26 protein-coding genes are annotated in these 26,397 nt (G+C 45.1%); 12 read left to right on the plus strand and 14 right to left on the minus strand.

All coding sequences use genetic code 11. The features are described from left to right. The first annotated feature begins 10 nt into the window (after nucleotides 1–10). The 5 genes from FBF61_RS19480 (at nucleotide 11) to FBF61_RS19500 (ending at nucleotide 2,675) form a co-directional block, all read left to right on the plus strand. The gene (locus FBF61_RS19480) at nucleotides 11–247 is read left to right on the plus strand and encodes a hypothetical protein (RefSeq protein ID WP_138480333.1); all 237 of its coding nucleotides are present in this window, start codon (nucleotides 11–13) and stop codon (nucleotides 245–247) included. Next, entirely contained in the window at nucleotides 232–531 is a 300-nt protein-coding gene (locus FBF61_RS19485; RefSeq protein ID WP_138480335.1) for a type II toxin-antitoxin system RelE/ParE family toxin, read from the plus strand. Before FBF61_RS19480 ends, FBF61_RS19485 begins: the two co-directional genes overlap by 16 nt. A gap of 17 nt (nucleotides 532–548) precedes the next feature. Next, a complete protein-coding gene (locus FBF61_RS19490) occupies nucleotides 549–1,151 on the plus strand; it encodes a pseudouridine synthase (protein ID WP_138480337.1) in 603 nt (200 codons plus the stop codon). A 138-nt stretch (nucleotides 1,152–1,289) separates the two neighbouring features. Next, nucleotides 1,290–1,658, plus strand: coding sequence for a YccF domain-containing protein (locus FBF61_RS19495; protein WP_138480339.1), 369 nt, complete (start codon nucleotides 1,290–1,292; stop codon nucleotides 1,656–1,658). A 27-nt stretch (nucleotides 1,659–1,685) separates the two neighbouring features. Further along, nucleotides 1,686–2,675, plus strand: a complete 990-nt coding sequence (locus tag FBF61_RS19500) for an NAD(P)H-quinone oxidoreductase (RefSeq protein ID WP_138480341.1) — start codon at nucleotides 1,686–1,688, stop codon at nucleotides 2,673–2,675. Between the two features lie 18 nt (nucleotides 2,676–2,693). Here FBF61_RS19500 and FBF61_RS19505 read toward each other — a convergent pair whose 3' ends face one another. Together FBF61_RS19505 and FBF61_RS19510 are read right to left on the minus strand one after the other, a co-directional pair. Further along, entirely contained in the window at nucleotides 2,694–3,350 is a 657-nt protein-coding gene (locus FBF61_RS19505) for an alpha/beta fold hydrolase (RefSeq protein WP_138480343.1), read from the minus strand. A gap of 271 nt (nucleotides 3,351–3,621) precedes the next feature. Continuing rightward, a complete protein-coding gene (locus FBF61_RS19510; protein WP_138480345.1) occupies nucleotides 3,622–5,601 on the minus strand; it encodes a TonB-dependent receptor plug domain-containing protein in 1,980 nt (659 codons plus the stop codon). A gap of 146 nt (nucleotides 5,602–5,747) precedes the next feature. On the opposite strand from FBF61_RS19510, the gene pdxR reads away from it, so the two are divergent. The 4 genes from pdxR (at nucleotide 5,748) to FBF61_RS19530 (ending at nucleotide 10,826) form a co-directional block, all read left to right on the plus strand. After that, on the plus strand, nucleotides 5,748–7,235 hold the full coding sequence (pdxR, locus tag FBF61_RS19515; protein ID WP_138480347.1) for a MocR-like pyridoxine biosynthesis transcription factor PdxR: 1,488 nt from the start codon (nucleotides 5,748–5,750) through the stop codon (nucleotides 7,233–7,235). A gap of 90 nt (nucleotides 7,236–7,325) precedes the next feature. After that, entirely contained in the window at nucleotides 7,326–8,672 is a 1,347-nt protein-coding gene (locus FBF61_RS19520) for a D-arabinono-1,4-lactone oxidase (RefSeq protein WP_138480349.1), read from the plus strand. Between the two features lie 174 nt (nucleotides 8,673–8,846). After that, complete coding sequence (locus FBF61_RS19525; protein WP_138480351.1) at nucleotides 8,847–9,521, plus strand: TetR family transcriptional regulator C-terminal domain-containing protein; 675 nt, start codon at nucleotides 8,847–8,849, stop codon at nucleotides 9,519–9,521. A gap of 3 nt (nucleotides 9,522–9,524) precedes the next feature. Further along, nucleotides 9,525–10,826 (plus strand): ABC1 kinase family protein, encoded by a 1,302-nt coding sequence (locus FBF61_RS19530; protein ID WP_138480353.1) that lies wholly within the window; start codon nucleotides 9,525–9,527, stop codon nucleotides 10,824–10,826. A gap of 62 nt (nucleotides 10,827–10,888) precedes the next feature. Here the strand turns inward: FBF61_RS19530 and FBF61_RS19535 are convergent, their stop codons facing one another. Then, nucleotides 10,889–12,007 carry an AI-2E family transporter gene (locus FBF61_RS19535; protein WP_138480355.1) on the minus strand — a complete coding sequence of 373 codons (1,119 nt, stop codon included), beginning with the start codon at nucleotides 12,005–12,007 and terminating at the stop codon, nucleotides 10,889–10,891. A gap of 74 nt (nucleotides 12,008–12,081) precedes the next feature. Here FBF61_RS19535 and FBF61_RS19540 point away from each other — a divergent pair, with 74 nt between their 5' ends. Further along, nucleotides 12,082–12,390: a type II toxin-antitoxin system HigB family toxin gene (locus tag FBF61_RS19540; protein WP_138480357.1), complete on the plus strand. Its 309-nt coding sequence runs from the start codon at nucleotides 12,082–12,084 to the stop codon at nucleotides 12,388–12,390. Beyond that, the gene (locus FBF61_RS19545; protein ID WP_138480359.1) at nucleotides 12,387–12,584 is read left to right on the plus strand and encodes a hypothetical protein; all 198 of its coding nucleotides are present in this window, start codon (nucleotides 12,387–12,389) and stop codon (nucleotides 12,582–12,584) included. Before FBF61_RS19540 ends, FBF61_RS19545 begins: the two co-directional genes overlap by 4 nt. 62 nt (nucleotides 12,585–12,646) lie before the next feature. Here the strand turns inward: FBF61_RS19545 and FBF61_RS19550 are convergent, their stop codons facing one another. The 11 genes from FBF61_RS19550 to FBF61_RS19600 form a co-directional block, all read right to left on the minus strand. After that, complete coding sequence (locus FBF61_RS19550) at nucleotides 12,647–13,015, minus strand: VOC family protein (RefSeq protein ID WP_138480361.1); 369 nt, start codon at nucleotides 13,013–13,015, stop codon at nucleotides 12,647–12,649. A 35-nt stretch (nucleotides 13,016–13,050) separates the two neighbouring features. Further along, the gene (locus FBF61_RS19555) at nucleotides 13,051–13,500 is read right to left on the minus strand and encodes a GNAT family N-acetyltransferase (RefSeq protein WP_138480363.1); all 450 of its coding nucleotides are present in this window, start codon (nucleotides 13,498–13,500) and stop codon (nucleotides 13,051–13,053) included. A 16-nt stretch (nucleotides 13,501–13,516) separates the two neighbouring features. Beyond that, a complete protein-coding gene (locus tag FBF61_RS19560) occupies nucleotides 13,517–14,422 on the minus strand; it encodes a DUF72 domain-containing protein (protein ID WP_138480365.1) in 906 nt (301 codons plus the stop codon). A 29-nt stretch (nucleotides 14,423–14,451) separates the two neighbouring features. Next, complete coding sequence (locus FBF61_RS35620; protein ID WP_138480367.1) at nucleotides 14,452–14,859, minus strand: PIN domain-containing protein; 408 nt, start codon at nucleotides 14,857–14,859, stop codon at nucleotides 14,452–14,454. Beyond that, on the minus strand, nucleotides 14,849–15,037 hold the full coding sequence (locus FBF61_RS19570) for a hypothetical protein (RefSeq protein ID WP_138480369.1): 189 nt from the start codon (nucleotides 15,035–15,037) through the stop codon (nucleotides 14,849–14,851). Before FBF61_RS19570 ends, FBF61_RS35620 begins: the two co-directional genes overlap by 11 nt. 100 nt (nucleotides 15,038–15,137) lie before the next feature. Further along, nucleotides 15,138–15,653, minus strand: coding sequence for a cupin domain-containing protein (locus FBF61_RS19575; RefSeq protein WP_138480371.1), 516 nt, complete (start codon nucleotides 15,651–15,653; stop codon nucleotides 15,138–15,140). A gap of 105 nt (nucleotides 15,654–15,758) precedes the next feature. Further along, on the minus strand, nucleotides 15,759–17,339 hold the full coding sequence (locus FBF61_RS19580) for a SusD/RagB family nutrient-binding outer membrane lipoprotein (RefSeq protein ID WP_138480373.1): 1,581 nt from the start codon (nucleotides 17,337–17,339) through the stop codon (nucleotides 15,759–15,761). An 11-nt stretch (nucleotides 17,340–17,350) separates the two neighbouring features. Then, nucleotides 17,351–20,551: a SusC/RagA family TonB-linked outer membrane protein gene (locus tag FBF61_RS19585; RefSeq protein ID WP_138480375.1), complete on the minus strand. Its 3,201-nt coding sequence runs from the start codon at nucleotides 20,549–20,551 to the stop codon at nucleotides 17,351–17,353. Nucleotides 20,552–20,871: 320 nt separating this feature from the next. Beyond that, complete coding sequence (locus FBF61_RS19590; protein ID WP_138480377.1) at nucleotides 20,872–22,056, minus strand: AGE family epimerase/isomerase; 1,185 nt, start codon at nucleotides 22,054–22,056, stop codon at nucleotides 20,872–20,874. Then, nucleotides 22,056–23,252 carry a glycoside hydrolase family 130 protein gene (locus tag FBF61_RS19595; protein WP_138480379.1) on the minus strand — a complete coding sequence of 399 codons (1,197 nt, stop codon included), beginning with the start codon at nucleotides 23,250–23,252 and terminating at the stop codon, nucleotides 22,056–22,058. The genes FBF61_RS19590 and FBF61_RS19595 overlap by 1 nt, the downstream gene beginning before the upstream one ends. A gap of 29 nt (nucleotides 23,253–23,281) precedes the next feature. Next, the gene (locus FBF61_RS19600; RefSeq protein WP_138480381.1) at nucleotides 23,282–25,111 is read right to left on the minus strand and encodes a sodium:solute symporter family protein; all 1,830 of its coding nucleotides are present in this window, start codon (nucleotides 25,109–25,111) and stop codon (nucleotides 23,282–23,284) included. Between the two features lie 363 nt (nucleotides 25,112–25,474). Between FBF61_RS19600 and FBF61_RS19605 the strand changes: the two genes are divergently transcribed. Further along, nucleotides 25,475–26,359 carry an AraC family transcriptional regulator gene (locus FBF61_RS19605; protein WP_138480383.1) on the plus strand — a complete coding sequence of 295 codons (885 nt, stop codon included), beginning with the start codon at nucleotides 25,475–25,477 and terminating at the stop codon, nucleotides 26,357–26,359. Nucleotides 26,360–26,397: the final 38 nt, after the last annotated feature.

The following is a 26,397-nucleotide window of genomic DNA, read 5'->3' on the forward strand; positions in this document are numbered from 1 at the left end:
ATATCAGGATATGTCGAACATTGAGTTGAAGGAACGCTTGATCGGAAAAATCCGGGAAACGGACAATGATGATATTCTCGAAGAAGTGTATCGTTTGCTGGGTTTAGAGCAAGAGATTGTGGAACCTTTTAAATTGAGTAATGATCAAAAAGCGGCTGTTTCGGAGGCCAGACAGCAGATCAAGGATGGTGAATTCCTGACTGATGAAGATGCTGACAATGATATTGACGAATGGCTAAACAAGTAATATGGTCACTGAGGTCTCAGAACGACAGAAAATATATTTTTGGCTATTGGAATAAACGAAACAAATCAAATACTTACAGCAAAAAGCTTAATTTACTCTTCAAAGAAGCTGTAAGGTTAATAGCAGCATTTCCAAAAATTGGCAAGATGACCGACGTGGAAAATGTCAGGATTAAGATTGTGCGCAATTATTTCATTATTTATGAAGAAACCGAAACGCATATCCACATCCTGGCTATCTGGAGTAGTCATCAGGATCCGGAACATCTGGGTTGGGAATTTTAATACTGTTTTGATTAAATATGACTCCCCACCGCTACTTTATCATTAATAAACCCACAAACATGGTTTCACAATTTGTGAGTCCGGACGATGTTGGTTTGCTCGGTGACCTTGATTTTGATTTTCCGGAAGGGATTCATGCCGTCGGACGTCTTGATAATCAATCCGAAGGCCTGCTGATCCTGACTACGAATAAAAAAGTTACCAATCTGCTCTTTCAGGGAGAGGTTCCCCACAAACGTACTTACTGGGTCAACGTCGGGCATTATGTCAGCATCGAAACTTTAAACCTTTTGCGGAATGGTATAGGGATCAAGGTTAAAGGAGGCGTGGAATATATCACGTCGCCTTGCGAAGTGGAGATCATTGAGAGGCCAAAAGTGTTGGCGAAACATCCGAGTGAGGCGCGCGAGGGCGTTCCCAATACCTGGCTGATGATCACGCTGACGGAAGGGAAATTTCACCAGGTCAGGAAAATGGTCCGAACTGCGGGGCATCGATGCAAACGGTTGATCAGGAAAAGCATAGAAGACCTGGAACTGGGCGACCTGACGCCAGGCGGCGTGAAAGAGATCGAAGAAAGAGAATTTTTTGGTTTGCTTAAAATCAGTAACTGGAACTGATCAGCAGGCTTTTCATCAGCTTTTTACCGGCGATCTCGGTATCAATACCGCTTATCAAAATTGACGTCGGCTATCAGCCGGGCGATTTAAATTGACCAGTGATTTTAAATGTTTCTGCACCTTAAATCCTGAAAAAACATGAACTTGATCGGCAATATTATCTGGCTTGTATTTGGCGGGTTTATCGTTTTCCTCGAATATATGATCTCCGGACTGGTACTTTGTGCGACCGTTATCGGGATACCGTTCGGGTTGCAATGTTTCAAAATCGGGATACTTACATTATTCCCTTTCGGGCGGGATGTAAGGGAAGTACCCGGCAACACCGGTTGCCTTTCCACCATCTTCAATATTATCTGGATTTTTATGGGCGGGATCTGGATCGCGCTCACACACCTGGTTTTTGGAATAATTCTTGCCATTACCATCATCGGATTGCCTTTTGCCAAACAACATTTCAAGCTGATGAGCCTGTCGTTTACGCCGTTTGGAAAGGAAGTGGTCTAGGTTTGTTTCAACAGAAAAATATCCCGAATGAAAGCAGTTGTTATTACAGAGGCGGGATCTCCGGCAGTATTGCAGATCCGTGACAGGCCAGTTCCTGTGCCCGCTGAAAATGAGGTTTTGATTAAAGTATTCGCTGCCGGTATAAACCGCCCCGACATTTTACAGCGAAAAGGCGCATATCCGCCTCCTCCGGGAGCCTCCCCGGATATTCCCGGACTGGAAGTTGCAGGTATCATTGAGGCATGCGGTGAAAAAGTTGAGAATCTGAAAAATGGTGACCGCGTTTGTGCGCTGCTGACCGGAGGCGGGTATGCGGAGTATGCGGTGGCGTACGCTGGTAATTGTTTGCCGGTTCCCGCGGGGTTCGATTTTGTACAAGCCGCTTCTTTGCCCGAAACCGTTTTCACGGTCTGGCATAATGTGTTCCAGAGAGGTAACCTGCAAGCCGGGGAGCATTTTCTGGTTCATGGAGGTACCAGCGGCATTGGAATCACCGCTATCCAGCTTGCGAAGGCCTTTGGTGCAAAAGTATTTGCCACGGCCGGGTCGGATGAAAAATGTGAAGCCTGCCTCTCACTGGGAGCGGATCTTTGTATCAATTACAAAAAAGATGATTTTGAAGAAGCTCTCAAAAGTACCGGGATAGATGTGATCCTGGATATGGTAGGCGGCGATTATATTCCCAAGAATATCAGGCTTCTGCGGAATGATGGCAGGCTTGTTTTTATCAATACCATGAAAGGAGGTAAAGTTAATTCCACCAACGATACTGTCGATTTTAGCCTGATCATGAAACGACGTTTGCAAATTACCGGCAGCACATTGCGGAATCGCGACCCTGAGTTCAAAGCTGCTTTGGCCACAGAAATAGAACAGAAAGTATGGCCGGTGCTGCAAGCCGGCCGTTTCAAACCTGTGATTTTTCGCCAGTTCGATCTCTCTGAAGCTGCACAAGCCCACGAATTAATGGAAAGCAGCACGCACATCGGGAAGATTGTGCTGACGAATAAATGGTAAAATACCTTTTGAAAGCTTTCAATGCATTTCGTCCCCAAGTTTCTTGTTAAGCAGACCGGACATCTGCTCGGCCTGCGCATACACCATCAGGTGCCCGGCACCTTCAATCCGCACATCCGGATTCACGAGATTAATGGGAATCAGTTTGTCGGCTGTACCATGAATATGAAACAGATTGGCCGCCTTTTCCTTGCGGTCCCAACGGCTCATTTGTACCAGAGCCCATTTTAGAAATTTGCTGTCGGTGTCATGCAGGATCTGTTTAAGCAAAGATTGTAATTCGGGAGTGTCGGCACCGAAAAATTTATAAGATAACGAATTGGCCGATTTTAAAATCGGGGCTGCCAGCGGACTTAGCAACAGGAATTTTATAAGGGCATGGTTTAATTTCGAAACCGGCAGTCCGGTGGGCGTACTTGAAATCAATATGATTTGTTCAGGATGAATAATATTCGAAAGTTCGGACGCGATAATACCCCCGAAAGACAGCCCCACGAGCTGGAACGGCTGAGTCGTATCTATTTTAGCGGCCAGGCGAGCGGCATAGTTTGATAAAGTTTCCTTTTTTGAAGGTTTGATCCAGTCGATATGGTGGACAGAAAAACGATCGTCCAGCCTGATTTTACTAAAAACCCTTTTGTCTGCTCCCAATCCACTGAGAAAGTAAATATTCATTTTAGATTCTGTTTTTCTCCTATCTGTAATCTGATATTGAGACGCAGATTGTGCCCGGAAGTTTCTTGAGTCTGTTAAAAAATTCTGGAAAGTGGTGCGATTATAAATTTCAATTTGAGTTGTCAGTCTCTGGCTACGGCAATTATTGCTCAAAAAAATAAGAGATAAAAATCCACATTTTATCCAAACCGTATTACAGTAAAGCATGTTCGTATATTTCGGACTGACTCCGAAATATACGAACCTTTGTAAAAGAAAGATCGGTGTAGTACTATCGCGCCAGATTGAATTTCACTCCTCCCATAAGCCAACGGCCCGGCATACGTGAACCAAGCAGATCACTGTAATCTTTATCAAAAGCATTGTCGGCCTGGACAAAAACGGCCAGCATCCGGTTCAGGAATGCATATTCCGCTTTGGCATTCAAAATAAAGTAACTTTTTGAGATGGATGCTTCAATCGCCGACGCCTGATTTGCTGCTCTTTTTTTGTACAATCCGTTCAAGCTCAGAGAGAAACCTGAAATCTGGTAGACGGCAGAAAAATTGGTCAGGAATTTGGCGTGGGATGAAACGTAAAACGAAGGAATATTGTCACCGCTTTTGCTGTCAAGCCACGTAAATCCTGCATTCAGCATCAGTTTCTGATTGTCGTCTATTGCTTTTGCGTACTGAACATCCAGTTCGATGCCGGTTGTAGTCACTTCGGTCAGGTTTCGAGCCAGCCCGAAAGTTCCGGTTGGTGAAAGATTGTCTTTACGGGGCATTTGGGCATAAGGCGTGCTGACATAGTCGATCAGATCGTTTTGGAGCCTTTGAAAAAATGTTGCGGAGATTTTCAGTTGGGTAACATCGTTTTGGGTCAGAAACCAGTCAGCGCCGGCCTCGTAGCTGAATGATTTTTCAGCCTTTAAATCCGGATTTCCCACATTTCCCCCGGTTACGAGCGATTTGTTATAGTTATTGAACCGCTCTGTAAAATCCGCGTCGCGGATCGTTTTGCCCGCGCTTCCGCGTAACTGCCAGCTGCCTTTTTTATAGGATAAATTTACCTGAGGTACGGCTTCAACACCGATGTACTCTCGCCAGTCGAGACGAACGGAGGGGCTTATTGTAAAATATTCTCCCAAACTTTGAGATAAGGAAACAAAAGGTGCCAGCTGGTTCAACGCATGGTTTCCGCGGTCATTGGATGAAATTTGCCTGTTCTGGTAATTGACCCCGGCAATGAGATGGGTCCTTTCGCCAAGTCCCTGTTGCAGCGTCAGCAAGCCCTGCCAAAGCTGAGATTTGCTGTTATTTGCAATGGAATGCGGATTGAACAAATACTGGTCCCTGACAAATTTGTAACCTCCGTCCAGCGAAACGGCTGTTTTGTTTTTCCGGTAACTGAGTTTGAGCTGGTTCCAGGAAGTTTTGACCTTTTCACTCGCGGTGTCAGATTTGAGGACAGTATAAAAGTTTTGTGCGGCAAAATCGCGGTGATCATAGGAACTCCTCACTGCGATGTCCCACTCCTTTGAAATGGCATAGCGCGCCGATAAGGATGCGGAATTGTTGTGGAAAAAGCCTTTGATGCCTCTTTGCTGCACGCCGTCGGCATTATTGCTCAGCAATCCTGCTGAAACGGCCAGTTTATTTCTTTGTATGAAAGCACCTGCATTGATATTCTTCAAGCCGTAATCCCCACCGGTAACCATTGCATTCAGATTGGTGCGGTTGTTCGGAGATGCCGTTTCCTGACCTTCTGCTGACTGCAATTTGGCAGCAAATGTTTTGGAAATCACATGAATAACCCCGCCAACGGCGTCGGAGCCGTACAAAGCAGACGATGCTCCTTTTAAGACTTCAATCCGCTCAATCTCAGCTGGCGCAATCGGAATGTAAGCATTAAAATGACCGGTATTGGGATCATTGAGGCGCATTCCGTCCAGAATGACCAATACTTGCTGGAATGTGCCGCCTCTCAAAACGATATCACTCTGCGAGCCCATCGGCCCCCGGGCCTGAATTTCAACACCCGGCACGTACCGCAGGAGGTCGTCGATGCTGTGGACGGGAAGGTTCTGGAAATATTCACCTTTGATAACCGCAATATTCCGGCCTGTCTGGGAAGCACGTTTTTCGATCAGAGAAGAGGTAACGGTAACCGGATCCAACGAAATTTCCTGTGCATGGGTTATCTGGGAAACAACGAGCAAGACAAGAAAGATAGCTGATTTAATCAAGGAGGCAGAGTAAAATGGGGTCATAGTTAAAGTCATTTATTGTCATTAAAGTCACGTTTTGTCATTGATTGTATGGGTGGGAAGACCGACAGCCGAACGCTGACAGCCGATAGCCTTCCATACAAAATTACTATCTTGCCGGACTGTTAACATGATCCGGTTTTAATATAATGAGTAGTCCGGTTGAAATTCCTTTTAAAAGCGTGGTACTGATTGACCGGTTTTCCGGTACGCCGGTTTACCTGCAGATCGCCCGTCAGATGATCAATGCTATTCAGCGGGGCGTGTTGGTTACAGGAGCAAAACTACCTGGCACCCGGGCAATGGCGGAGACACTCGAAGTGCACCGGAAAACCGTTGTGGCAGCTTATAATGAACTTGACGCGCAGGGCTGGATTGAATTGCTACCGAACAAAGGCACTTTTGTTACCCATAAATTTCCGGTTACGACCGCAAATCCGATTCCGTTCAATGCGGAAGATCTGGTCAGCTATCCGCAACGCGCAGGTTTTCAGTTCAGGCAAAGTATGTTGCTGGACCGGCCGGTATCTGTTTCGAGGGCAGAACTTGAATTTACGGACGGTCTGCCCGATGTGCGGCTAGCTCCGCTAAACAAGCTTTCCAAGGCCTATTCCAGTGTTTTGAACAGGAATAACAACCGGAAATATCTGGGTTATTCCCATGTAGAGGGGAATGAGTATTTCCGGATAAAACTCGCCAGCTACCTTAATAATACCCGTGGACTGCATATCGGTAAAGAGAATATCATCACAACCCGTGGTATTCAGATGGGGATTTACCTGGCTTCGATGCTGCTGATTGAAAAGGGCGACAAAGTCGTGGTCGGAAATCTAAGCTACTATGTCGCGAATATGATCTTTCAGCAGGCAGGGGCCAATATACTTTCAGTCCCGGTGGACGAGCAGGGGATTTCCGTGGAAGCAGTGCGGAAACTTTGTGCGTCTAACCAAATCAGAATGCTGTACATCACACCGCATCATCACTATCCTACTACGGTAACTCTGAGTGCGGAAAGGCGGATGGAGTTGCTGAAACTTTCCGTTGAATACGGTTTTGTGATCCTGGAAGACGATCATGATTATGACTTTCATTACCATAGTAGTCCGGTTTTGCCCCTTGCCAGTGCCGATGGGGCCGGAATGGTGGTATATGTGGGTTCGTTTTGCAAGGCGCTGGCTCCCGGGTTGCGCTCCGGCTACATTGTTGCGCCGGAGAATTTGATTGCCGAATTGGGAAAATTGCGCCGTATCATCGACCGGCAGGGAGATCTGATGATGGAACAGGCGCTGGGCGAGTTGCTGGAAGAGGGTGAAATTCAGCGGCATATCAAAAAAGCCCAGAAGGTTTATCACCAGCGGCGCGATCTGTTGAGTGATCTGTTGGTCAGTGATTTTAGCCAATACTTATCTTTCAAATCGCCTCCGGGCGGGCTGGCGATATGGACGGAATGGCGCAAGGATATCAATCTGATGCGGGTCAGTAAAGCTTGTCTGAAACAAAACCTGCATCTCCCGCAAACATTGCTTTTTCAGACCGGGCAGCTTAGTGCGATGCGATTGGGATTCGGGAACCTGAACGAGCAGGAATTGAAAGAATCGGTTGGGATATTGAAAAATGTGATCGAAGCTAATATTTGATTTGGGCAGTTGAGTGGCTTGAACTTACGGATTATTCAATTAATTTGGGATAAAATCATATATCGTCGTCACTCTTTCCTGCCCGTTCATATGAAGAAAAGAACTTTTATAAAATTATCTTCTGCATTAATGACAGCTCCTTTGTTTTCGCCCATCACCGGCTGGGCCGCCGGAGACAAACTTAAAAACTGGGCAGGTAACCTGGAATACAGCACTGAAAAACTGGATCAGGCAAAATCGGTTGCCGAAGTGTCGGCTTTGGTTAAAAAATATCCCAAACTTAAAGTGCTGGGGACAAGGCATTGTTTTAACAAAATTGCGGATACAAAAGACCAGTTTGTTTCTCTTGTTCAGATGAAAGAGGACATTTCGATTGATGCCAATAGTAAAACGGTCACTGTCAATTCAGGATTAAAATACGGACAGCTGAGCCCTTATTTGCATGAAAAAGGTTTTGCGCTGCATAATCTCGCCTCACTTCCACATATATCTGTTGCCGGTGCCTGCGCAACTGCTACACACGGTTCGGGGGACAAAAACGGTAACCTGGCCACGGCTGTTTCGGGGATTGAAATGGTGATTGCCAATGGTGAAACCGTGACATTGAGCCGGGCAAAGGATGGCGAGAAATTCAATGCGGCTGTGGTAAATCTTGGTGCGCTGGGCGTGATCACCAAAGTGACGCTGGATATTCAGCCTACGTTCATGATGGGCCAATATGTTTACCAAAATCTCAGTTTCGATCAAATGAAGGACAATTTTGAGAAAATCGAATCCAGCGGATATAGCGTGAGCCTTTTTACCAACTGGCAAAGCAAGGATATCGCTGAGGTTTGGATCAAGCAAAAAATCACAGACGGAAAACCTTTGAAAGCGGAGCCGGAATTTTTCGGGGCAAAGCTGGCCACCAAAAACCTGCACCCGATTCCGGAATTATCTGCTGAAAACTGTACGGATCAAATGGGCGTGTCAGGACCTTGGTATGAGCGTATGCCGCATTTCAAAATGGGTTTTACGCCGAGCAGCGGGGTCGAATTGCAGTCTGAATATTTTGTGCCGAGAAAAAATGCGGTGGACGCGATCCTGGCTATCGCACGCCTGGGAGACCAGGTCGGGCCTCATTTGCTGACTTCAGAAATACGGACCATCGCTGCTGACAATTTCTGGATGAGTCCTTGTTATAAACAGGATTCGGTGGCGATCCACTTTACCTGGAAACAGGATTGGCCGGCCGTGAGTAAGTTATTGCCGGTGATTGAAAAGGAGCTGGCACCCTACAATGTGCGGCCGCATTGGGGCAAATTGTTTACGGTTTCGCCGGCTGATCTAAAAAAGAGATACGCGAAAATGGCGGATTTCAGAAACGTAGCAGCTGAATATGACCCCAAAGGCAAGTTCAGGAATGAATTTCTGGATTTGAATATTTTTGGCAGCTGACGCGTTATGTAGTTTAGGCTTCGATATTCCCGATTAAAATAAACGGCCCCAAATGAATGTTTAGGGCCGTTATTTTTGTTGTTTCAATAGTGGGCTGGATTTTACTACGCGGCCCGCGATTCCGATCGAAGTCAGTTTTTGAGTTAATTATCACGTTTGTTAACCGATAGTACAATGGCAACAAAAATCAGAGAAATCGCTGCTCCGCCCAGGGAGATATCAGCCGATAAGATCACCGAATTGTTTATGCATTACTGTCTAGAGAATCACAAAAAACCGGAGTCGGTTTATTTGTTCTGCAAGCAGAATGGTTTTACGGAAAAGGAATTTTACAATTATTTTTCTTCCATCGACGCGATTGAAAAAAGCGTATTTGTGAGCTTTCATAAACTCGCGGTGGCTTTGATCAACCAGAGCGATGATGCGGCGATACTCGGTTTCCGGGACAAATTGCTCACTTATTATTATACTTATTTCGAGATTCTGACGGCCAACAGAAGCTACGTGGTTTTTGCTTTGAAAGAAGAGAAAAACAAGCTTCAGAGCCTGATCAAGCTCAAAGAATTCCGCACGCAGTTCAAAAGCTTTATTGCCGCTATCAGCGAAGGATATCTGAAAGTGAAAAGTGAGCGGATCAGAAAAGCACAGCAGGATGCGCTGGAAGAAGGCGCCTGGATACAATTTATGGTCACGCTGAAGTTCTGGCTTGATGATGAATCGATCGGTTTTGAAAAAACAGACCTTTTCATCGAAAAATCGATCCGTGCCACCTTTGATCTTATTGATACTACCCCGCTGGAGAGTGTGATCGATTTCGGTAAATTTTTAATTAAAGAAAAGTTGAAGTAAGGAATGGAAACAATAGACAGCATACCTACTTCGAAAATTCAGCGTGCGAGCAGGTTGATTACCACCGGGGTGAAAATAGGAGGGAACTACCTGAAATATTATGGTGAAAAAATAACGAATCCGGAGTCGGCGCGGGATAATCTGAACAGTAACAATGCCGAGGATATCTATGACGGTCTTAAGAATCTGAAAGGCAGTGCGCTGAAACTGGCCCAAATGCTGAGCATGGAGAAGAATTTCCTGCCTCAGGCCTATGTGGAGAAGTTTTCTTTGTCGCAATATTCAGTACCTCCTTTGTCGGCACCTCTTGTCAACAAAACTTTCCGGAAGTATTTTGGAAAAGCCCCGCTTGACCTTTTCGATACATTTAATCCCAATGCGATCAACGCTGCGAGTATCGGGCAGGTGCATAAGGCCACCAAAAATGGAAAAGAGCTGGCTGTTAAAATCCAGTATCCGGGCGTAGCGGAAAGCATTTCATCTGACCTTTCGTTGGTGAAGCCTATTGCTATGAAAATGTTCAATATTCAGGCGAAGGATTCGGACAAGTATTTCAAGGAAGTTGAAACCAAACTTACCGAGGAAACAAACTATATTCTCGAAATCGCTCAAAGTACCGAGGTGGCCTTGGCCTGTGCGCATATTCCGGGGCTGAGATTTCCAAAATATTATCCCGAATATTCCTGCGAACGGGTGATCACGATGGACTGGATGACAGGCATGCATTTGTCTGAATATACCAGGTCGATGACCGATCAGACTGTTTCAAATAAGATAGGCCAGGCGTTGTGGGATTTTTATATGTTCCAGGTGCACCAACTGAGAAAAGTACATGCGGATCCGCACCCGGGTAATTTTCTCGTAGACGAGGAGGAAAACCTGATCGCCATTGATTTTGGATGTATGAAGGAAATTCCGGAGGCTTTTTATGTTCCGTACTTTGAACTTGCCAACGCGGAAAATCTGAACAATCCCGTTATTTTCCGTGAGAAGTTATTTGAACTGGAGATCCTCACGAATAAAGATATGCCCGAGGAAACGGTTTATTTTTCCAATCTTTTCCGAGAAATACTTTCGCTTCTTACGCAGCCTTTTCAGTCGGAGACTTTTGATTTTTCTGACGAGCAGTTTTTTGGTAAACTGGCCGCGCTGGGTGAAAAGTATGCAAATGATAAGGAACTGAGAAAAATGAATGTGAACCGCGGTTCTAAGCACTTTATCTACATCAACCGCACATTTTTCGGGCTTTTCAGTTTGCTGCATGATCTGAAAGCAACGGTCGATACCAATCAGTTTGTGATATAAATGGAATTAAAAAAAGTGGCCCGAATATGCAGGAAGCGGATTTGGGCCGCTTTTTTTATGCGCTAAAACGACTCGTCGTCGTCTTTTGATTTTTCCTTTTCGATTGCCCTGGCAATGTTCTTTTCAGCTTGTTCGGGTGTCTGGTCACCCAGGAGCACTCCCCAGGGCTCCAGCCCGTCGACGCGATCAAAAACTACTTTCATTATGGCAATCAAAGGAATTGACAAAAACATTCCAGATAGCCCTGCCAAAGCACCTCCAACCAGAACGCCGACGATAGAAACCAATGCGTTAATTTTGACTTTTGAACCTACTATCATCGGGACCAGAAAATTGTTATCGATAAACTGGACCGCAACAAACACGCCGATCACACCAAGGATTGTATCCAGTTCCGGGTGACTGATGAAGGTAACCATCACTGCCAGGCCCGTTGCCACCAGTCCGCCGATGTAAGGTACGAGGTTCAGAATAGCGGCCATGACCCCCAGCAGTATCGCATACTGAACGTTAAGGATCAATAACCCGACCGAATTAAGAACCGCAACCACAGAAGTTTCAAGCAGCAACCCGACCATATAGCTCTGAATAATCGTTTTGATCTCCCCGAAAACCTCCAGGACTTTTGCTTTGTATTTTTCTGCAAACAGCACCACCATAAAATGCAGGAGCATCGTTCGATAGTAAAGTAGTAAAAAGGCATAAATAGGTATCAGGATCAATGTGCCGAGCGGCCCGGTTACTGCGCCCAGGGTGTCGGCGCCCTGGAAATTTTCGAGTGTTTTGGTCTGCGCATTTTTGAGATATTGTTCCTGCTGGCGATAGCTTAAACTATATTCTCTTCGAATCCACCGTCTTGCATCCCGGTAAAATTCATTGATATTTCTTTTCAGCTTCGGCCACTCGTCCGAAAAGTCGGAAAGCTGCATGGAAAGGAGTACTGCCACCGCAGACACAATTAGAACCGCTAAGAAAACCGCCAGTGTGATCGCTACCACTTTCGGGAGCCCGAGGCGGATCAGCCTGCTTTCCACCGGCCGTAACAAAACGGCAATCAGCCCTGCCAGTGCCAGCGGAACAATAATATCCTGCCCCAGGTAAATGGCCAGCATCATTAGCCCTATTGCCAGGAGGGAGAGGGAAAGTTTTTGGTAGAAGGGTTGGGAGGAGGTTGAATCCATTGAGACGTAGCGCCGTTGTTTTTATAAGTTGCTAAAATTATTTACATTTATTGAATACACATGCTATTAAATAAATGGTTGTTTTAAGTTTTAAAGTTCTGCGAGCATTCGGAGAAAAACATCCGAATGTTTCTGACGCACTAAGAAGTTGGTATAGCATAGCTGAAAAGGCAGATTGGGCAAATTTTCATGAGATGAAAAACACCTTTAATTCAGTTGACTCGGTAGGAAATGACCGATATGTTTTCAATGTTAAAGGCAATCATTGCAGGCTGGTGGTTCTTATCAACTTCGGTAATAGAACAATGTATATTTTGTTTGTAGGAACTCATAGTGAATACAGCAAAATAGATGCATCCACTATAAAATTCAAAAAGAAATGAAAACGGACTATGAGATTATTCAGGATGAGGCCCAATATGAAAGTTTAATGGAGGAAATATTGGATATTATGAATAAGGGAGAGGCGAATCTGTCGACTGCAGAATCAGAAAAGTTGTTAAAAATGGCACTTGCTGCTCAGGCCTACGAAAAAGAACACCACCACGATACTAATATGCAAAAAGCAGAAGCCTGATACCAAAGCGGTCCAGGCATTTCTGCCGAGTTTATTTTACAGCATATCTAGCCTGAATTCTTTCAGAGCTGAAACTCGGGATTATAAATAAGCCCAACTACGTTGCCCCAGGGATCTCTGACGGTGGCTACTACTATTTCACCTCCTACGTTTTGAGGGGCTTCGTGCTCGGTGGCACCATGTTCCAGCAGTCGCTTGTACTCGGTTTCGACATTTTCTACGCCCCAGTAAGTCTGCACGTTATCGGTTTTAGCGGACGAAGATTCTTCTGGCTGCAAGCCCAGCTCGTATCCTGCAATCGTGAAACCTACATGAAATGGTTCGTCGAAATAGGGCTGGGTTTCGAAAACTTCTGTATACCACTTTTTGGCTTTATCGAGATCGGTAACTTTATAGATCGTTGTTCGGAGTCCGAGAAATCTTTTTTCCATGGTTCTGCTTTGGTTGACCGGAATAGTCCTTGGGGTTATAGTTCTTTTTTCATGCATACGCTATGTTGCTGGGATTTGTAGTGCCCGAAATTTTCGGTGATGAGGTACCCAAGCCTTTGATACATAGCAATTGCCTCCGGTTGCTTTTTCCCAGTTTCGAGAACAGCGTATTTGTATTCCAGTTCGCCGCCCCAGCTTTCCAGCTCCCTGACGATCGATGAGCCAAGACCCAATCCCCGGAAATCCGGTGCGATAAACATGCGTTTTAATTCAAGGGTATTTCCACTGAATCTTTTAAAACAGCCGCAACCAACCGGTAAAGCCTCATGGTAAGCCACTATAACGGTATGGAGATCTGAAATGCGGTTATATTCTTCATAATCTGCCTGCTGCGTCTCGTAAATCCGGCAAAGTTCCTCGTCCAGCTGCTGTGTCAGCTTTTTGAAATCAGGATCTTCACTGTTCGTTCTTTTAATAATGGGCATGAAAATGAAACCGGGATTATTTACCGTCAAAAAGTGTTTTTTGCTTCTCCGAATTCGGATCATGCGGAATTTTTAAAGACATTCCCAGTTTGTCATTGAACATTTTAATGAGGTAGGCTGACAAAAGTGGAGATGCTTCCTCGTGGTTCTGGTGAACAAAGAAATAAATGTTCTCGATACCTTCTTTCGTCCATTGTTCCAGTCGTTCGAACCAGTCGTCAAGGCGGGTATAATCGGAGTCCACATTGGCACCATTGTAACGTACAAAAGCAGTAGGGGTGGTGAGCCGCATGTGCAGCAGATCGCGGCGACCAGCCGAATCGGTGATAATGTGCGAGATATTTTTCTTTTCAAGCACTGTATAAAGCTGCTCGCTATCCCAGGAACCATCATACCAGCCCGTGTGCCTTAGCTCCAGGGCAAGCGGAAATCCGGAAGGCCAGTCTTCGAGATAGGCTTTCAGGTTTTCCCAGTTTTTGGGTCCGAAATTATCGGGCATCTGCAGGAAAAGCATTCCCAGTTTTTCTTGAAGGTGCGCGATACCGTCCAGAAAAATATCCGTTTGTTCCTTTGCTTCTTTCAATCTCTTCCAGTGGCTGATTCCCTGATGGAGCTTTGGAAAAAACCTGAAACCTTCGGGCGTTTTATTGTACCAGCTCTCTATCGTTTCAACCGGGAAATTGTTGTAAAAAGTCGCGTTCAACTCAATACTGTTGAATTGCGTGGCATAATACGCCAGTTCATCTTTTGTCCCTTTCGGATAAAAGCTTTTCAGATCGGCCTTGTTCCATTTGGCACAACCAATGTAAATATTGGGGTGATCCTGTTTTTTTGCTTCACCGAGCAGAGCCTTGTTGGCCGCTGCATCCGCTGGTAATTTAAAATCAATTTCATCGGGATTATCAACTTTTCCGAATTTCATAATGTCGATTGTTGAAGTTTTTTCAGGGCTTATAGGAATGGGTTTCGAATCTCTAGCTGATTGATCAAAAGCCCGTGATGGAGATATTCGGAAAATAAAACCGAACAATCTGCTCCTATGGCTGAGGCTACTATGATAGAATCAAACCATTGGAGTTGATATCGTTCAGCTAAAACAACTGCTTTGTGAATTGTAGCCAGCTTTACCTGAACCAGTTCGTTGTTCGATTCAATCTCGTCAACTGCTGATCGGATATCTTGCCACGGCAGTTTCAGCTTTTTTCGAAGTACGTTGCAGGTTTCCTTTAATACTTGTGTCGAAATGATTGTGTTTGTATTTGCGGCGACCTGCAGGGTAATTGAATGTCTGATTGGTTCATCCTGCGCATAGCAATATAAAAGGATATTGGTATCCAGAAAGAACCTTTCATCGCTCATTTGCTTCTTCGCGGTTAAAGCGAAATCCCTCCAGATTGATGCGGATGGCTTCGTAGGTCTTGTCTTTTTTTGCGTTGCCTGTGACGTCGGTTTCCTTCATGTCAATTGCACCAATTTTTTCCAAGCCCTCCAGAACTGAAAGTGCGAAATCTTGTTTAATATCGACAATAAGAGTCATGACGATAATTTTTGGTTATAACCAAATTTAGGAAAAATATATGAATCAGGACTTGCCAGATTCTTCAGGAATCTGACAAATCTCCTAATCTCAAAATATACTACCGTCCAAAATCATCCTGTACCCTGACGATGTCGTCTTCATCGGATGGATTGGCGGGATCGGTGTGCTGCCAGATTTCGGCGACAAAACCCCATTCATTAACACCTACAAGCCGGTGACGCTCACCTTTTTTCAGATCAACTACCGTTCCGATCGGCAGCTGGCGCAATTCCGTTTCTTCGTCGGTATCACTGATCACAATGCCGGCGTTTCCGCCGATCACTTTCCATATCTCCGCGCGACGGTGGTGGTACTGCCACGACAGACGTTTGTTCGGTGCTACGACCAGTATTTTCGGGCTCAGTTTTTCATAACCTGCAAAGTCTTCGAGGGAAAGATGAGGGAAGAACGTGGATATGAATTTCGGTGCTTCGTTTTCTTCCAAAACAAAAAAACCTCCCCACGGACGGGAATGGTCTTTACTTACCACCGTGAACCCTTGTTCATCTATAAACTGTTGTACTTTTTCAAAAACGACTCCCTTGTCGGCATCTGCCGGAAATGATTGTATCATACTATTTGAATTTTAAGATCGTGTGAAACTCAAAATTAGGATAAAAAACAAAAAGATGCCCCAAAATATTCAGAGCACCTTTTGAATTATATCTACTAATTTATACTATTTGTCCCACCATACCTTGGTGGTGAATTCGTCCGGCAAAGTGGCTCCAGCCTGATAGTTCGGGTTACCTGCTACTTCGTTGGTCGGATATCTTAGTCTTACCGGAATTGTACCGTTTGTAACATTACCAGGATAGTTTGTCGGGGTCAGCACAGGGAAACCAGTTCTTCTCCAGTCCGACCATGCCTCCCACCAGTTGAAAAATTTGTTTACCCACATCTGCTCTCCGATCATTTGCAAAGCAGGCTTCGTAACGCCATAGGGATAGGTGGTCAGGTAGGCAGTTGCAGCTGCATCCGTAACGATCAGTGACGCGTCATAAGGCGTATACATCTGCATGGATGCTTTTACGCCCGCATCATAATGCGACTTGGCAGTACCAGCAATACCTGTACCGATTTTTCTTTCAATTGCTTCTGCGAGTAAGAGCTCGATTTCTCCGTAATTCATGATCATGTACGGGTCAGAATCCTGTAACATCCGGGGATTGATCCGCGAATATGTTTTTGGCACGTCCACAGTCTGGCCTTCCAGATTGTCGAGCATTGCCTGATCGTAGCCATTGGGCATCCCTTTTTGTTTCAGTGGATCTAAATTGATTGTAACGTCGCCTATTCCACCACTAATGATCATGAGACGGGGATCATCATCTGTTGCGATGGCTGGGTTAGTCCCTTTTAGCCAATTTACAAGTGTAGCGCTCAAGTATGGAGGCTGTCCTCCGTCTCCCGGGTCAAAAGCTCTGGATATACCATTCTGATTCACCCATTCGCTTGGTCCGTCCGCCATTGCAACCCATACATTGTCAGCGTTGCTGGCGAATACCCCGCCTGCGGCTGCTTTAGTTACATAAGTTGCAGCTTTGGCCGCGTCCACATTTGATATACGCATTGCAAGGCGCAGCATCAGCGAGAATCCCCATTTTTTCCATTTCGCAATGTCACCATTGTAAATAAAGTCGGCGTTTTTAAATCCTTCGTCCGGATTTGAGGCGTTCAATGCAGCTGTTGCTTCATCGAGTTCTTTGAGCAGGTCGGTATAAACGGCTTCCTGGCTTTCATATTTAGGGAAGAAAACACCTTCAATCCCCTGGTTGGCTTCTGAATACGGAATGTTACCGTAAAAGTCCGTCAATCTGGCGAAACTGAATGCCCTTATGATCCGAGCGGCCTGGCGCATATTCAGATATTTACCTTCGGCAAAGCCACCGGGGCCCGATTGTTTCAGAATCTCAGCAACGTTTTTTAATTGGTCGTTATAGGTAAATTCGAACGGTGCCGCATTGGTTTCAGCGTTAACGGTGTACTTGTCACCAGGAGCGATGCCCCCACCGGAATTTGCCAGTTGCTGGATCGCATAGGCACACATGCCAATGTTTGTCCGCCAGTCGATGTACCTGTTGTCACCAGTACTTCCGTTGGATGCGATACCCAATTCGGCGGAAGTGAAGATGAAGTTTAGGTCTACCTCGTTTAGTGCCTGCGGGTTAATGTTCAGATCATGTAACTGCTTTGTATCGCACCCCGTTACCAGTACTACCGCCAGCCCGTACTTTATATATTTTTTCAAATTTTTCATTTTGTGTCGAATTAGAATGTAGCTCTTAAATTGAAACCATAACTGCGTGTGGAAGGGAAACCGAAATAATCAAAACCCTGAGAGTTACCATTGGCGTAATTAGATTCAGGATCAATGTTTGGCGTATTCTTGAACAGAATTGCCAGGTTACGACCAACAAATGACAGTGTCAGGTTTTGCAGCGGCGTCTTGGTAAGCAATTTTTTCGGGAACGAGTATCCCAGCGTGAGCTGTCTCAATTTAATAAAGGATGCATCATAAAGATACATCTTAGTGGAAACGTTGTCTCCCTCGCCACCTATCGCGCCCCAGTAGTTATATGCCTGCAAAGGAGTTAAAGTTTTTGTAAAGGGCGTGTATACGTTGCCTTCCTGTGTTACACCAGTTATCGTAAGTGGTGCTTCTCCTTCGCGGCCCTGCAAAGAGGCTTTGCTTAGTCCCCACTGATCGAGCCTCATGTTGGTTCCGGAAAGAATATCGCCGCCAACTTTGAAGTCGACCAGGAACGAAAGATCAAACCCTTTGTAGTTAAATGCATTGGTTACCCCTCCCGTCATTTTTGCAATACCATTTCCGATGATTTCGTAACCTGGAGCACTGACCGGACGGCCATCGGCATCAAATACAGGCTGACCATCAGGAGATAATTTCTGAACACGTCCTGTAATCATACCGAAAGGCTGGCCGACGATATTTTTGATGAAGGCATTTCTGGTCCTGGGCTCATCCATTACCAGTTCAGTTGTGCCCTCGATGAGCGATTTTACCTTGCTGTTATTTTTGGCCAGGTTCACCGTAATATCCCATGTCACGTTGCTGCTTTTAAGCGGAGTAGCCGTTAACAGCAGCTCTAAACCTCGGTTCTGTAATTTACCCAGGTTTACGGATGTACTACCAAAACCAGAGGCTCTTGAGATGGTCGCGTTCAGAATGTCATCTGTTGTTTGCTGGTCGTAGTAAGTAAAGTCTACGCCGAGTTTGTTATTAAATACCCTGAAATCAATTCCGACTTCCGTTTCGGTAACCAAAAGCGGCTTAAGTGCCGGATTAGGAATATTTCCTCCATTACCCATTGCCTGTGAGAACGAGGCCATAGGGTGCTGCAGATGGGGGTTTCCATTCAGAGAATAGGTAAGGTTATTTTGATAAGGTTCGATTGTAACATTACCTACCTGCGCCCAGGATGCTCTTACTTTACCATAAGATAACCATGATGGAAGCCCTTTAAACGCATCCGAGAAAACAAAGCTACCGCCGATAGAAGGATACAGGACGCTGTTTGTTTCCGGGTTAAGTACTGAGAACCAGTCATTTCTCGCTGTTGCGGTAATGAATAGGAATCCGTCGTATGATAATTCAGCTGATCCTAAAAGAGAATTGATGCCACTTTCCTTGGGATCGTAATTAAAGGATCTGTCCTTGACATTATTCAATGCGGGGAAGAAAGCGACGTTAAACCCGTTGCCATAGACGTTTACATATTCAAATTTTCTTCTCATCCTGTTACCGCCGGCAAAAGCAGTAAAGCCGATTTTTCCAAACTCTTTGGTTGCACCGATGGTATACTCTGCATTAAGCTCCGAAACATTCCAGTTTCCCAGACTTCTCGCCCCCCCGCGTTGATAACCGGTACCTTCAGGCGTAAGACTTTCTGCACGTCTGGTATATTTGTCCAAACCTACACGTCCCTGAATGAACAACCAATCGGTAATCTGGTATTTTAACTGGCCCGAAGTTATGATACGGTTCTTCTGGTCGGATTTGATGAACTGATAAGCGGTCCAGTATGGATTTTGCCCCCAGTTATTGCTTGCCTGCTGAAATTCCTCTCCGACTTTTTTAGGCTGAGTACCACCCCAGATGCTAAGGCTCGCATCATCAGTACCCGGTGCAATCGCCCCAGGCTTGTTAGGATCTCCGTAGTAGGAAAGTACATTGTAATCGCCCGGAATTCTCCATACGCTCTGGATGGCATTTCCCGGAGAATCGGATACATTAGGCCGGTTTTTAGCTTTTTCCTCTGAGTACAAGATTTTAGCATCCATTGTCAATCTTTTTCCAAACTTGGATTGGGTTGACAGCGATAGATTGAGCCGGTCGAAGCCAGAATTTGGAATGATTGACGTGCTTTTCATATTCGTTACTGAGGCTCGGAAATTCTGTGTTTCGTTACCACCAGAGAAGGCCAGGCTGTTGGTAAATGCAGATCCGGTTTTCAGGTATCTTGAGAAGTTATCGCCTGCGTGCGAGTATGGGTGCATTTTTCCATCAAAACCGATAACCTGGCTGTTATCGAATTTAGGCCCCCAGGAATCGTCTCCCCATTCGTAAGCCTGGTTTTGATTGATAGGTTTCGAAGCTACACCATTTACATAAGAACCACTTCCATGAGATTTCTGCAGATCGGATAGGTCATTAAGTTTTTCAAAAACATAATTTGACCCAAATTCAACACCAATGCCTTTTCTCTTCGATCCACGTTTGGTGGTTACGTTGATGACACCGTTCGCTGCGCGCGAGCCGTAAAGAGCCGCAGCGTTGGCACCTTTCAAAACTGTAATTGACTCGATGTCGTCAGGATTGATACTGGAAAGACCGTCACCTTCGTCAGATCCACCCCACAGACCGGCCTGACCAAAGTTATTGTTATCCATCGGGATACCGTCAATTACATAGAGAGGTTGGTTATTGCCCTGTAAAGACTTGTTTCCGCGGATAATAACCCTGGAAGAACCAGCGGGGCCAGACGCGATTTTACTCACATTGACACCTGCCACCCGGCCCGCCAGCGCGTTTCCGAGGTTGGCCTCCCGGGCCTGCGTGAGGTTACTGCCATTTACTTCGGTGATGGAGTAGGCCAGGGCTCTTTTGTCCCTGTTAATACCAAGAGCAGTTACTACCACTTCATTTAACGCAGTGGCTTCCGCCGCCAGGGACAGGTTCAAAACAGAAGCATTGGCAACCACTTCCTGGGTGACATAACCTATGTAACTAAAAGTTAATGTTTTACCTTTTTCGACGGTAATACTGTAATCTCCTTTGTCATTCGTTGTGGTACCCCGGGTTGTTCCCTTGACTACCACGTTTACACCCGCGATATCTCCGCCGGACGCGTCGCTTACTTTCCCTGATACTGTCATTTCCTGTGCGTAGCTCGTCAGAGATAGCGTCGAAATCAGTACCAATACAATAAATAGTACATTTTTTTTCATAGGTGCCTTTTTGGTAGCGTAGGTTAAATCAATACATTAAAGAAGGAAATAATACTAAAAATTAACTCAAATATACCATGTTTAATAGGATATTAATATAGTTCTTTTTTATCTAAAAATAACACATTCTTAACAGTCTTGGGGAGAAACCGTATAAGTAATTCTAAAAATAATCGCGACACGACTGATGTTATGTAAACTACTGGTTATAAGAGATTTTTCAATAACACTTCCGAGTGCGTAACCCAGAGAAAACGTCGACGTGCGTTGATATACGTTGAAATTAATATGATTGTAAAATTAGATGAGTCAGCTGGATTTTAAAGGGTTTTAAGTAATTCCATACAAGCTCTTGCATTGTGATAAGGGCATTTCCAGAAACCGATTTTGTACTCTTCCATTTTGGAATAATCTTCCAGTACACCCCAGAACCATTCTCCTTTATCCTTGTCGAGCAGATGCTCCTGAGTAAAAGTCCACAGCCCCCAAACAGCATCGAGGTACTTTTTATTTTTACTGTTCAGGTAGGCGTGCGTGAAGCCCGCCATGCCTTCCGCTGAAACCCACCACTCCCGGTGTGTGTCCCGGTGATGCGTCCGGCTGTCATATTCGTGGTCAAAGCTTCCGTCTGGATTCAGTGATGAATAGGCAGTATCTGCCATATTCAACCCGATTGCTTTCCATTTTTTGATCAGATTTGTGTCTTTTAATACGCTGGCTGCTTCTGGTAAAAGCCAGGACGCTTCTATATCATGCCCGAAAGAAACTGTATTTGACTGACTTAACCATTTTTTATCGAAGAAAAGCTGTAACTGAAATGTCTCCTTATCAATGATATTCGTCTCAAAAATGGCTAAAAGTGTTACTATTTTAGCCTGTAACTTTTCTTCCGGCCAAACCTGATACAAATTCGCATAAGCTTCGATCAGGTGGAGATGCGTATTCATTGTTTTGGGGTCGTTCCGGTCTTTGTCGCTCAGCCGCAGGTCTTCCAGCAAATCCCATTCTTGACTAAATGCCTCCAGGTAACCACCGTCTTTCGTGTCAAAACTGTATTTTTCTATGATTTTAAAAAGTGAAACAGCATGATGCAGAACCTCCGGCTCGCGGGTAATTTTGTAAAACTCGCTTATTCCATACAATGCAAAAGCCTGCGCATAAATCTGCTTTCTTGTGCTCAAAGGCGTACCAAGCTTGTCTACCGACCAATAGACACCGCCATGGACCGGATCGAGAAAATGGTCGAGAATATACTGATAGGCTCTTTTTGCGATATATAAATATTGCGGTTTTTTGTCCATCAGATAAGCGGCAGAGAACGTCCACAATATACGTGCGTTCAAAACACTACCTTTTTCTGCCTCCGGGAATACACTGTTATTGTTGTCAATTTTGCCGTAAAAACCGCCGTGCTGCATGTCAATCGAGTGCTTTATCCAGAAGTTTAAAATGGAATCCAGCTCTTTGCGCATGTCCGCTTTCAAGCGGGATTTGTTCCTGGCCATCAGATTTCGAGTGACAAGCTTTGATTCAGGAATTGCTGATTTTTGTTAATCAGTCCCTTCAACGTAGTAACGGCCGAGGCGGAAGTGAAACCATCCGCAGGTGTGTTGATCACATAGTCCAGCAACCTGTCGAGCGTAGACGTTGCGACGTGCAGGCGGGTGTCTGAGGAGGCGTAATAAATGAAAACGGTGCCGTCTTCATTGAGTACCCAGCCATTTGAAAACACTACGTTGGACACATCCCCGATCCTTTCTTCCCCTTCCGGTGCGATAAAATAGCCGGCGGGTTTGTAGATCACCTTCGTCAGGTCATTGAGGTCGGTCAGGAAAAGGTAGAGAACGTAACGCAGTCCGGCAGCAGTGTTTCTCACACCGTGTGCCAGGTGCAGCCAGCCTTTTTTTGTTTTGATAGGACTTGGACCTTGGCCGTTTTTTACTTCGTAAACGGTGTGATAATGTTTTTGGTCAATGATAAATTCTTTTTCGATGACTGCATTTTCAATAGATTCGGTCAGGCCAAAGCCGATGCCGCCGCCGCTGCCCGGTTCAATAAATCCATCCTGCGGGCGTGTGTAGAAAGCATACTTGCCGTCTACAAATTCCGGGTGCAAAACAACGTTGCGCTGTTGGGGTGAAGGCGTTTTCAGGTCGGGGAGCCGCAACCATTTCTTCAGGTCCTTAGTCCGGGCAATCCCGCATTGGGCGATTGCGGCAGATTCGTCGCCGGGGCGTGCGTCGGGATCCTTCCTTTCGGTGCAGAATATGCCGTAAATCCACCCATCCTCGTGCGCGGTCAGCCGCATATCATAGATATTTCCGTCGGGTACATCGGTGGACGGCATTTCTACGGGATATTCCCAGAACCTGAAATTGTCGATTCCATTGGGGCTTTCCGCGATGGCGAAAAATGATTTCCGGTCATAACTTTCCACCCGGGCCACAACGAGATATTTTCCCCCGAGTTTGATGGCCCCGGCGTTGAATGCAGAGTTGATCCCGAAACGTTTCATCAGGTAAGGATTGGTGTCGGGATTCAGGTCATATTCCCAGAAAATAGGGGCATGACCGGCGGACAAAACCGGAAACTGGTAGCGCTCGTACACACCTGACCCGGATTCAATCACGGGGTTTGGGCGGGATAGCAATGCCTGATGTTCCGTTTTTATTTGTTCAAGACGCTTTTCAAAAATGGTCATGATATTTTAAAATTTGATAGTCAATATTTTCAAAACCGGGGCAATTTCTGATACCACGTTTTCCAGAGTATCAGCATACAAACAGCCAGTATTGAACCGGTGATCGCCGATTGCATTGGCATAAGTAAGATCAGAAAAACTGGAAGGGCTGTGATGGCGGTCTGGGCGGCAGTGCCGATTACGACATTGAACATGTCCCAGCCAAAATTTCTGTTTGGCTCAAATGAAGGGTCATCTCTTTTTACCGCATGCTCGATTGGTTTCCAAAAACCCCAGGGTCTTACTTTCCTGTAAAATTTCTTTAACACTTCTTCATCTGTGGGCGGAGTAAGCAGCGACCCGCAGATTGCACCTAAAGCTGAAATCAGCAGAATAACCGGAAAATAGAACAACGGCAGCGTGCCGCCAGAAACGTAGGGCGCGATCATGGCTGAGATTATCCCGGCAAACATTCCCCAGAAGAAGCCGCTGCCGTTGAAACGCCACCAATACCATTTCAAAACGTTGGACGCGATATAACCGCCGTAAAGTGCGGAGACGATCCACTGAAGTATACTGTTGACATCTTTCGCCAGAAAACCCAGCAGGATGCTTATTGCGGCCACGGCCAGTCCCAGAAGATAGTTCATCCTGCTTATCTGAGCATTACTGGCGGTGGGGTTAAATGATTTGAGATAAATATCATTGACGAGATATGCCTGGGCAGCATTAAAAGTCCCCGCAAAAGTCCCCATAAAAGCTCCCATAAGCCCCACGAGGATCAAGCCGAGTAAACCTGAGGGTATTTTTTCATTCAAAACAGCCGGGAGTATGCGTTCAAAGTCAGGGCCGCTCGGGGACGAAATGTTGATGGTATCATAAAACAACAAGCCAAGAATGGTGATGCCGATGATCAGCAGATAGCGGGTCGGAAGCAATACTATATTGACGATCATGCTCATCAAAGCAGCTTGTCTGGGTGATTTTGTTGACAGGATTTTCTGCATATCATAGTTGGGTGCCGGTCCCGCGAGACTGGCGAGAATTCCTTTGGCGGCCATCAGGGCGAAAAAGTATCCGAAAGGCGACAAACCGTCTTTTTTGATCTTATCATTCACTTCACTTATGTGCCCCGACCAATCGAGATTGAGTTCTTTTCCGAAAAAAAGGTCGGTCCAACCTGTGGGGACAGGTAGTGTGCCGGCTTCCTGTAATGCGCTCATGGCAATTACAGCAATGGACACGGATACGAAAACCATGATAATATAATGAATCAGATCAGCCCAGACGATGCTCTTCATTCCTCCGAGCAGGGAGTAAAATACTGTAAACAAGGTAAATATGGTTCCGTATGAATGTGCTACATACTCCGGTGCTATCGTAAACGGAACATAAGGCTGCACCAAAGGCCAGGGTACAAAAATCTCGATGAACTTGCCGAGTCCGATAAACCCGTAAGCCATAAAGCTCAGGCAGCTCAGCAGGGCGAAGGCAATGATGATCTTGTGGGAGAGCTGGGCATCGATTTTGCTTCCAAACCTTGTGAGCATCCATTCGGCTCCTGTAGAAACGTCGGATCTTCGTAGCCATATAGACAAATAAACCATCATGAATATCTGGTTGAATACGGGCCAGAGCCAGGGAAGCCATATACTTTTCAAACCGTATACGAACATGATTGCGACCATCCATATCGTTCCCGAAATATCGAACATACCTGAAGCATTGGAAATGCCCAGCATCCAGTAAGGCATTGATTTTCCACCCAAAAGGTAATCGTTCTTGCTGCGCTCCGCTTGTTTTTTGAGAATTATCCCAATCGCTGTCACCAGTATGAGGTAAGCTATTATCACCAAAAAATCAATCAGCTGTATTTTCATGTCGGGTTTGTATATGCAATTTGTGTTTGACAGATCACTAAGGTTAACCAACCAAAATAGTGAAACAATATATACTATTCATAACAAATTGATGCTTGAAAACAGGCTGCTGCGACTGCTGGGATTTTTTCTACAAACATATTTACAATTCCAATCCCAGATATAGTACTATTTTATCAATGAATAGAATAATAGAAACGATATGATGTTTTTTTATTTAAAATAATATAGATTTAATGGTGATTAATCAACATTAAAATTTGTCAGTATAATTATAGTTATAGAAATTATGCTTTATGGTAGCAATTGAGTTATGATACTATTACTTAATGTTTTTAACAATTTGTCAACTTATCCTAGCCTATGAGTCAGGTTTATCGTGAAATAACTCCTTTGACGCAGTACGACTGCTTTACAATTTTTGCCAGAAAGAAGACAACTTTTGATTTTCCCCTCCACAATCACGATGAATTTGAATTGAATATGATATTGGCGGGTAAAGGTGTCAAGAGGATTGTGGGGGACCACACGGAGATCATTGATGATGCAGAACTCGTGCTGGTTGGTAACAATCTGCCTCACGGCTGGCTTACCCATAATTATAAGTGGGAAGAAGGAATGCCGGAAGTGTATGAAATCACCGTGCAGTTTCACAGAGATTTGTTTGATGATAAATTTCTGCGCCGCAACCAGCTTTTTTTTATACGATCACTGCTGGAAAAATCTGCGAAAGGGATTTCTTTCTCCAGGGAAACCATCGAAAGGATCACGCCCAGGCTCAAAGCGCTGGTTCAGAAAAGCGGCTTTGATTCGATCCTGGAACTGATGTCTATTTTACACGACTTGTCTGTTTCCAGAAATATGCGGACGCTGTCCAACGGGACTTTTACAGATGAAAATATCAATTTTAACAGCCGGAGGATTGAAAAGGTATTTGCCCACATGCGGAATAATTACGACAAGGAAATAAACCTGGAAGACGTATCAAAGCTGGCTGGTATGTCGGAGGTATCGTTCAGCAGGTTTATCAAAAAACGGACAGGGAAAACTTTTATCGAAAGCCTTAATGAGATCAGACTGGGACATGCATCGCGGTCGCTGATCAATACGACCAATACTATTTCTGAAATTGCCTACAAATGCGGGTTTAATAACCTTTCGTATTTCAACAGGATCTTTAAGAATAAAAACGGTTGTACGCCTAAGGAATTCCGGGATAACTATTCGGGAACCAGGACTTTTATCTGAAATACGATACCTTATAAAAGCAAACGGGCCGCATTAAA

This window comes from Dyadobacter bucti, assembly GCF_005869225.1.
Lineage (GTDB): Bacteria > Bacteroidota > Bacteroidia > Cytophagales > Spirosomataceae > Dyadobacter > Dyadobacter bucti.

Bases quoted from the DNA above. Each gene is read 5' to 3' on its own strand.
- FBF61_RS19480 (WP_138480333.1), top strand. From the start codon at position 11: ATGTCGAACATTGAGTTGAAGGAACGCTTGATCGGAAAAATCCGGGAA.
- FBF61_RS19485 (WP_138480335.1), top strand. From the start codon at position 232: ATGGCTAAACAAGTAATATGGTCACTGAGGTCTCAGAACGACAGAAAA.
- FBF61_RS19490 (WP_138480337.1), top strand. From the start codon at position 549: ATGACTCCCCACCGCTACTTTATCATTAATAAACCCACAAACATGGTT.
- FBF61_RS19495 (WP_138480339.1), top strand. From the start codon at position 1,290: ATGAACTTGATCGGCAATATTATCTGGCTTGTATTTGGCGGGTTTATC.
- FBF61_RS19500 (WP_138480341.1), top strand. From the start codon at position 1,686: ATGAAAGCAGTTGTTATTACAGAGGCGGGATCTCCGGCAGTATTGCAG.
- FBF61_RS19505 (WP_138480343.1), bottom strand. From the start codon at position 3,350: ATGAATATTTACTTTCTCAGTGGATTGGGAGCAGACAAAAGGGTTTTT.
- FBF61_RS19510 (WP_138480345.1), bottom strand. From the start codon at position 5,601: ATGACCCCATTTTACTCTGCCTCCTTGATTAAATCAGCTATCTTTCTT.
- pdxR (WP_138480347.1), top strand. From the start codon at position 5,748: ATGAGTAGTCCGGTTGAAATTCCTTTTAAAAGCGTGGTACTGATTGAC.
- FBF61_RS19520 (WP_138480349.1), top strand. From the start codon at position 7,326: ATGAAGAAAAGAACTTTTATAAAATTATCTTCTGCATTAATGACAGCT.
- FBF61_RS19525 (WP_138480351.1), top strand. From the start codon at position 8,847: ATGGCAACAAAAATCAGAGAAATCGCTGCTCCGCCCAGGGAGATATCA.
- FBF61_RS19530 (WP_138480353.1), top strand. From the start codon at position 9,525: ATGGAAACAATAGACAGCATACCTACTTCGAAAATTCAGCGTGCGAGC.
- FBF61_RS19535 (WP_138480355.1), bottom strand. From the start codon at position 12,007: ATGGATTCAACCTCCTCCCAACCCTTCTACCAAAAACTTTCCCTCTCC.
- FBF61_RS19540 (WP_138480357.1), top strand. From the start codon at position 12,082: ATGGTTGTTTTAAGTTTTAAAGTTCTGCGAGCATTCGGAGAAAAACAT.
- FBF61_RS19545 (WP_138480359.1), top strand. From the start codon at position 12,387: ATGAAAACGGACTATGAGATTATTCAGGATGAGGCCCAATATGAAAGT.
- FBF61_RS19550 (WP_138480361.1), bottom strand. From the start codon at position 13,015: ATGGAAAAAAGATTTCTCGGACTCCGAACAACGATCTATAAAGTTACC.
- FBF61_RS19555 (WP_138480363.1), bottom strand. From the start codon at position 13,500: ATGCCCATTATTAAAAGAACGAACAGTGAAGATCCTGATTTCAAAAAG.
- FBF61_RS19560 (WP_138480365.1), bottom strand. From the start codon at position 14,422: ATGAAATTCGGAAAAGTTGATAATCCCGATGAAATTGATTTTAAATTA.
- FBF61_RS35620 (WP_138480367.1), bottom strand. From the start codon at position 14,859: ATGAGCGATGAAAGGTTCTTTCTGGATACCAATATCCTTTTATATTGC.
- FBF61_RS19570 (WP_138480369.1), bottom strand. From the start codon at position 15,037: ATGACTCTTATTGTCGATATTAAACAAGATTTCGCACTTTCAGTTCTG.
- FBF61_RS19575 (WP_138480371.1), bottom strand. From the start codon at position 15,653: ATGATACAATCATTTCCGGCAGATGCCGACAAGGGAGTCGTTTTTGAA.
- FBF61_RS19580 (WP_138480373.1), bottom strand. From the start codon at position 17,339: ATGAAAAATTTGAAAAAATATATAAAGTACGGGCTGGCGGTAGTACTG.
- FBF61_RS19585 (WP_138480375.1), bottom strand. From the start codon at position 20,551: ATGAAAAAAAATGTACTATTTATTGTATTGGTACTGATTTCGACGCTA.
- FBF61_RS19590 (WP_138480377.1), bottom strand. From the start codon at position 22,056: ATGGCCAGGAACAAATCCCGCTTGAAAGCGGACATGCGCAAAGAGCTG.
- FBF61_RS19595 (WP_138480379.1), bottom strand. From the start codon at position 23,252: ATGACCATTTTTGAAAAGCGTCTTGAACAAATAAAAACGGAACATCAG.
- FBF61_RS19600 (WP_138480381.1), bottom strand. From the start codon at position 25,111: ATGAAAATACAGCTGATTGATTTTTTGGTGATAATAGCTTACCTCATA.
- FBF61_RS19605 (WP_138480383.1), top strand. From the start codon at position 25,475: ATGAGTCAGGTTTATCGTGAAATAACTCCTTTGACGCAGTACGACTGC.